At 46.5% G+C, this 6,029-nt stretch carries 7 protein-coding genes and 1 pseudogene; 5 read left to right on the top strand and 3 right to left on the bottom strand.

Annotated features, from left to right (window positions below; all coding sequences use genetic code 11):
- A partial coding sequence (locus RMO35_RS01830) for a DUF5724 domain-containing protein (RefSeq protein ID WP_309738150.1) occupies positions 1-1,967 on the top strand: 1,967 nt, incomplete at its 5' end.
- Between the two features lie 220 nt (positions 1,968-2,187).
- Here the strand turns inward: RMO35_RS01830 and RMO35_RS01825 are convergent.
- The 3 genes and pseudogenes from RMO35_RS01825 to RMO35_RS01815 all read right to left on the bottom strand — a co-directional run.
- On the bottom strand, positions 2,188-2,397 hold the full coding sequence (locus RMO35_RS01825) for a hypothetical protein (protein WP_309738149.1): 210 nt from the start codon (positions 2,395-2,397) through the stop codon (positions 2,188-2,190).
- A gap of 4 nt (positions 2,398-2,401) precedes the next feature.
- Positions 2,402-2,767: a GIY-YIG nuclease family protein gene (locus tag RMO35_RS01820; protein WP_309738148.1), complete on the bottom strand. Its 366-nt coding sequence runs from the start codon at positions 2,765-2,767 to the stop codon at positions 2,402-2,404.
- 183 nt (positions 2,768-2,950) lie between these two features.
- Positions 2,951-3,151, bottom strand: a pseudogene (locus RMO35_RS01815) (DUF433 domain-containing protein); the annotation flags it as partial.
- 11 nt (positions 3,152-3,162) lie between these two features.
- Between RMO35_RS01815 and RMO35_RS01810 the strand changes: the two are divergent.
- The 4 genes from RMO35_RS01810 to RMO35_RS01795 all read left to right on the top strand — a co-directional run.
- Positions 3,163-3,297 (top strand): hypothetical protein, encoded by a 135-nt coding sequence (locus tag RMO35_RS01810; protein WP_309738145.1) that lies wholly within the window; start codon positions 3,163-3,165, stop codon positions 3,295-3,297.
- A 390-nt stretch (positions 3,298-3,687) separates the two neighbouring features.
- The gene (locus RMO35_RS25135) at positions 3,688-3,999 is read left to right on the top strand and encodes an element excision factor XisI family protein (RefSeq protein WP_396135587.1); all 312 of its coding nucleotides are present in this window, start codon (positions 3,688-3,690) and stop codon (positions 3,997-3,999) included.
- 73 nt (positions 4,000-4,072) lie between these two features.
- A complete protein-coding gene (locus tag RMO35_RS01800) occupies positions 4,073-5,497 on the top strand; it encodes a tetratricopeptide repeat protein (RefSeq protein ID WP_309738143.1) in 1,425 nt (474 codons plus the stop codon).
- A 25-nt stretch (positions 5,498-5,522) separates the two neighbouring features.
- Positions 5,523-6,029 (top strand): DEAD/DEAH box helicase (locus RMO35_RS01795; RefSeq protein ID WP_396135586.1); only part of this gene is annotated, 507 nt, incomplete at its 3' end.

Genomic DNA, 6,029 nt, shown 5'->3' with positions numbered 1-6,029 from the left:
GTTACGGCAACCAGAGCAAAGCCGCCGTCATGAGCCACTTGATGCGGATTAGCTTTCCCGCTAGTAACGATACGCCTGTCGAATTTGCCCGCCAAGTCAGAGCCGCGAAAATTAGTGAAGAAAAGCTGATTCAATTTGCCTTCTTCGTGCCCCAATGGGTGAATTATATCCAACAAGCCATCGATCTCCCTGGCTTTGCCGAAGGAGTCTGGTGGATTCACGCTCATACTAAAGATAATAACTGGTCGGTCGAACAGGATGTGCGGGAAATCTGGGTGGCGCAGATTGCCGAACGCACTCCGCTTTCGGCAGCTAGTCTAGTCGATGGAGCCGTTGATGTGGAATGGTTTGGGCGGGTTTACGCCACCTTGGGCGCAGAGCGTTGGCAACAGTTGGATAAAGCCGCTCAATATGCCTCCAACGGTAGCGGACATCAAAGGGCGAAACAGTTTGCTAGTGCCATGTTAGGACAGATTGAGAAAGGAGAATTACTCGATCGAATCCTCAAAAAACGCCATCAAGATTCCATCCGCGCCCTCGGATTGTGCCCCTTAGATCCAGGCAAAAAACGCGAACCCGACATCCTGAGTCGCTATCAAACCTACCAAGAATTCCTCCGCACCAGCAAAAAATTTGGCTCCCAACGCCGCGCCAGCGAAAAACTCGCCGTCGAAATCGGCATGGAAAACCTCGCCCGTACCGCCGGATTCGCCGATCCGCAACGGCTCCAATGGGCGATGGAAGCCGCCGCCATTGCCGATTTGGTCGAAAAACCGCAGGTAGTCTCGATTGAAGATACCACGATCGCCTTGAGCATCACCACCACAGGCACCCCCGAAATTACCATTACCAAAGCCGGAAAAACCCTCAAAGCCATCCCCGCCAAACTGAAGAAAAATCCTGAGATTGAGGCTTTAGTCGATCGGAAACAGAGTATCGTCAAACAAGCCTCCCGAATGCGGATTTCCCTCGAACAGGCAATGGAGCGCGGCGATGCCTTCACCAAACCAGAACTCCACCAACTCGCCCAGCACCCCGTCCTCGCCCCGATGCTGCGCCAACTCATCCTCATCGCCACCACTGGCAACGAAATCGGCTACCTCGAACCCAACGGCACCGAACTAGTCTCACCCCACGGCAAAGTCCCAATTACCGCCGCAAAATTCCGCATCGCCCACCCCCACGATCTCCTGACTACTAAAGAATGGCAAATTTGGCAACAAGAATGTTTCACCACCGCCCGCCAGCAGCCCTTCAAACAAGTCTTCCGCGAACTTTATGTCGCAACTACAGCCGAACAAACCAAGACGGGTTCCAAACGCTATGAAGGGCATCAAGTCAACCCGCGCCAAGCGATCGCCCTATTCGGACAACGCGGCTGGATCTCCTCCCCAGACGAAGGCTTGCGCCGCACCTTCCACAAAGAAGGACTCATCGCGATCGTCTCCTTTACTAACGGCTACTACACCCCCCTCGAAGTCGAAGGCTTGACGATCGACAGGCTTAACTTCTACCAGCGCGACGAATGGAAACCCCTCCCCCTCGCTGACATCCCCCCACGCATCTTCAGCGAAGTCATGCGCGATCTCGATCTCGTCGTCAGCGTCGCCCACATCGGCGGAGTAGATCCCGAAGCCAGTGCCTCAACCGTCGAAATGCGATCGAGCATCCTCCGCGAAACCTGTCGCCTGATGAAACTAAATAACGTCCAAATCCAAGGCTCTCACGCCCTCATCAATGGCGAAATCGGCACCTATTCGGTACATCTCGGCAGCGCGATCGTCCATCGGCAACCAGGCGGCGCACTCTGCATTCTCCCCGTCAGTTCCCAACATCGCGGACGACTATTCTTACCCTTCGTCGATGACGATCCGAAGACAGCAGAAATCATGTCGAAGGTGTTGCTGTTGGCAAAGGATAAGGAGATTCAAGATCCGACTATTCTAGAGCAGATTTTGGCTAAGTAGTTAAATTTCAAAAAAATTAAGGTAGTTGTACTATGTCTTCTTCTCGATCGAATAATAATTTGCCTTTGGGTTACTCGTTAAGAGTAGCTACTCAACAAGATCATCGAGTTTGTAGGGTAGGCACTGCCCACCATCTAGATTTCAAGCTTTTCTAGCAGATATTTATACTTGGATGCCGATCTAAATGCGCTCGATCGAATCCAGCAGTATCGATCGAGTTTTACTTACGACCTCTATTTGGTTTGCAATCTACAAACCCGATCGCTTCACTATCCAAATATCCAGCCAAAGCCATCTCAATCACCGCCTCAACTGGAAAATCGATCTCTTTCGATCTATTTATAAACGCTACTCTAATTCGTTCTGGCAGATTTTCTAAAATCGCCTGAGCAGCAGTTGGCGTAAGTTCTTCTAATGTCTGAGATTGCATAGCTTTAATTCTCCATCGGAATCTTAACGTTATACGGTGGTTCTGTTGCCCTGAGTAAAATAGCCTCTAGCTCTAATAATAACCCTGGTTTCCCCCAGCGGTCGAGTCTTTCTATGGCAATCCTCACATCATTAGGCTGATAAAGATCGAGCCACGCCCAAGTAAATGATTTATGTCCCCCATTAAACCGAGTACTCAGATCGTTTGTCTTGCCCAAATACAAGAGTCCATCGGTGCGATGGCGAATCGCATAAATACCAGGCGCACGAGGCAAATGATTGAAGGTTCTATTTATCTCTAGACACAGCTCGAAATCTTTAAATGCCAATCGATTCAGTATTTCTTGCGCCTGTTGCTGTAAATCGGTCATTAATCTGAGCTAGAAGAACAAAAATACATCGTAACTGAAGATATAAGCGGAATGACCATCTTCAGGTAAAGTGAATACAATATCTCCCCTAACCATTTACGCGCCTTTCTTTTCTAGCATTGCTTTAATTTGAGCTTCATCTTCATCGCCAGCAGCTTCCCACCGATCGAATTCAGCATCCAATTCTTCATTCTCCCGAATAGCTAACTCAATTTCCTCTGGGTGTACGGTAGCATACACCCAAGCATTCGTTAAATCGGTTGCTGATATAGTTGGATAATCTTTCAGAAGTTGAGCTTCGCTAATACCTAAATTCCGAGCATTTACCAATACCCAGACTGGAATTCTGGTGGAAGAAATACAAGCATCTCCACCACACACGCCCCCGACTTGGTTTGCAATCTACAAACCCGATTGCTTCACTATCTAAGTATCCAGCCAGAGCCATCTTGACTACCGCCTTAACTGGAAAATTTATCTCGATTCGATTGAGTCTCGATCGCAGCACTATTCCCGCTGAGTTATACTGACAGTAAGACTTTAGACTGATTTTCGCTCTTATGAATCTAACTCTAAAACCCGAACTAACAAAATTTATCCAGCAAGAAATCCTTACTGGTAAATATGCTAACCCCGAAGAAGCGATTGAGGTAGCACTAAACCTCCTAAAATCTAAAAGTGCTACCGACCGATTAGCTACCGAACTCCGCGAAAAGATCGATAGCGCAGCGGCTCAACTCGATAGCGGGGAAGGGTTGAATCCAGAAGATGTGTTAGCAGGGTTGAGAGCTAAATTACGAACAGAAAATCCTTGGCTGGCTGTTGCTGGTAATCTAGTAGACGATCCATTTTTCGATGATTATGTAGCTGAGATCGATCGCTATCGGACAGAGAGCGCCAGAGCAAGAGGAAATAATTCAATGGATAACTCATTAATCTATGCAGATATCATCGAAAATACTTTAAAAGAAGCAACAAGACATCAGCCTCGGATTCAGTCAATTCGACTCTATCCTGTATGCGATCGAGATTCAGGTAACTTCTTAATTCTGGCGACTGGCTGGGATAAAAAAGCTTGGATTAATACAATCTTATTTCATGCTCGTTTAGTGGATGAGAAGATCGCGATCGAAGAAGATAATTTTGAAGAGGGGTTGACCTCTATGTTGATTGAGGCGGGTATCGATGCGAAAAATATCCATACCAGTATGCCTCAACTATCGATCGTGTAGTTACAGCTTAAAAAAGATCGAGTATTACTCACGCTGAGAATTATAAATACAGCCTAAAACTAATAGATTATATATGTGGTTAGTTGGAATTATTGTCTGTTTTGGGTGGATTTTTTCACTGTGCCTGCATGAATTTGGACACGCGATCGTAGCTTATTGGGGTGGTGATACCTCCGTTAAGAGTAAAGGATATCTAACGTTCAATCCGCTCAAATATACCGATCCTGGCTACAGTTTGGTGCTACCCGTCCTCTTTCTACTCATGGGTGGAATTGGCTTGCCTGGTGGCGCTGTCTATATCAACCAGCATAAATTAAGAAATCGCTGGTGGCAAAGTGCGGTATCTGCCGCAGGGCCGAGTGCTAATATCTTAATTGCACTTGGATTGGCAATTCTATTAGGGACAGTTACAGAGCAAAATTTACTTGCAGAAGACCGCCTTAATCCAGAAGTATTTTGGGCGAGTAGTTTAGCTTTTTTAGTTTACTTACAAATTTTTGCGGCGATTTTTAATTTATTACCGATGCCGGGACTCGATGGCTATGGAATGCTCGAACCTTGGTTGCCAGAACAGCTCCGAGTTAAATTTAATGGTTTTCGGAAGTATAGTACTCTAGTTATTATCGGCTTATTCTGGTTCGTTCCGGCTTTTAATTATTTTATTTTCAACTTTGTTAGTCTGCTTACTAGTGCATTACACGTACCAGACTTTTTAGTGAGTAATGGTTCGGCTGTATTTCGAGAACCAATTAATAAAGCGATCGCGTTGGCAATTTTAGTCACAATGGGCTGGGGACTAAACTCTCCTGAAAATAGAGCGATCCAAGCAGGTAAGAACTTAGTTAAGAAGACGCAATATCCAGCCGCGATCGAGTGTTTCGATCGAGCGATTAAAATCAGACCGGATGGAGCTGAAGCTTGGCGGCAAAAGGGTTACTGTTTATCGCAGATGGATGTATTTGACCAGGCGATTAGTTGTTATCAAAAAGTCATCGAGATCGACGAGAGTAATGAGTCTGCTTATTTAGGTCTGGGTCTCAATTTTTATAGTCTTGGAAAATATGAATCAGCCATCTTTTATCTGGAAAAGCTCATTAAACTAGATCCCCAACATAGCGATGCTTATTATTATCTAGGATTGTCTCACCAGCGCTTGCAAAATATCGTGCTTGCAGATGAAGCATTAAGTAAAGCAATAGCACTATCCCCGCACAATAGCTCATTCCTACATGCGAAAGCCGAGCTGATGTACAACCTGAAAAATTATCCAGCCGCGATCGAGACATATCAAGCTTTGGTGAAGATCGAACCTCAAAATGCAACTGGCTGGTACGATCTAGCTTGTTGTTATGCCTTGCAAGATCGGCTAGATTTAGCCCTGCACCACCTCCAAAAAGCGATCGAATTAGAGCCAGAAAAGTTAAAAAATTCGGCGCGTAACGATGCCGACTTTGCATTGCTGCATGACAATGTACTTTTTAAAAACTTAGTCACATAGCAGATCTCGATCGACGGCTGAAATAATGGATCGAATTCAAGCAACATTACAAGCAGTCTGGGGTTATGACGAATTGCGATATCCCCAGCGAGAAATCATCGAATGTCTCCTTGCCAATCGGGACGCCCTAATTGTGATGCCGACTGGCGGTGGTAAATCTCTATGCTTCCAAATTCCCGCTCTATTGAGCAGTGGCGTAACTCTAGTGATTTCGCCCCTAGTTGCCTTGATGGAAAATCAGGTACAAGAATTGACCGCCAAAGGAATAGCGGCGGGGCTGCTGCATAGCGAACTGTCCACCACCCAGCGTAAGCAGTGTCTGCAAGCATTGGAACTTCAGCAACTGCGGCTGCTATATATTTCACCAGAAACTTTACTCACGCCGCCAGTCTGGGCGCGATTGTGCGCTCCTCAGTTGCGGATCGATCGACTGATCCTCGATGAAGCGCACTGTCTCGTCCATTGGGGTGAAACCTTTCGTCCCACCTATCGCCGCTTAGGGGCTGTGCGTGATGCCTTAATTCGATCGAAG

This window comes from Chamaesiphon sp. OTE_20_metabat_361 (assembly GCF_031364565.1).
This window is presented reverse-complemented; position numbering and strand designations above follow the sequence as displayed.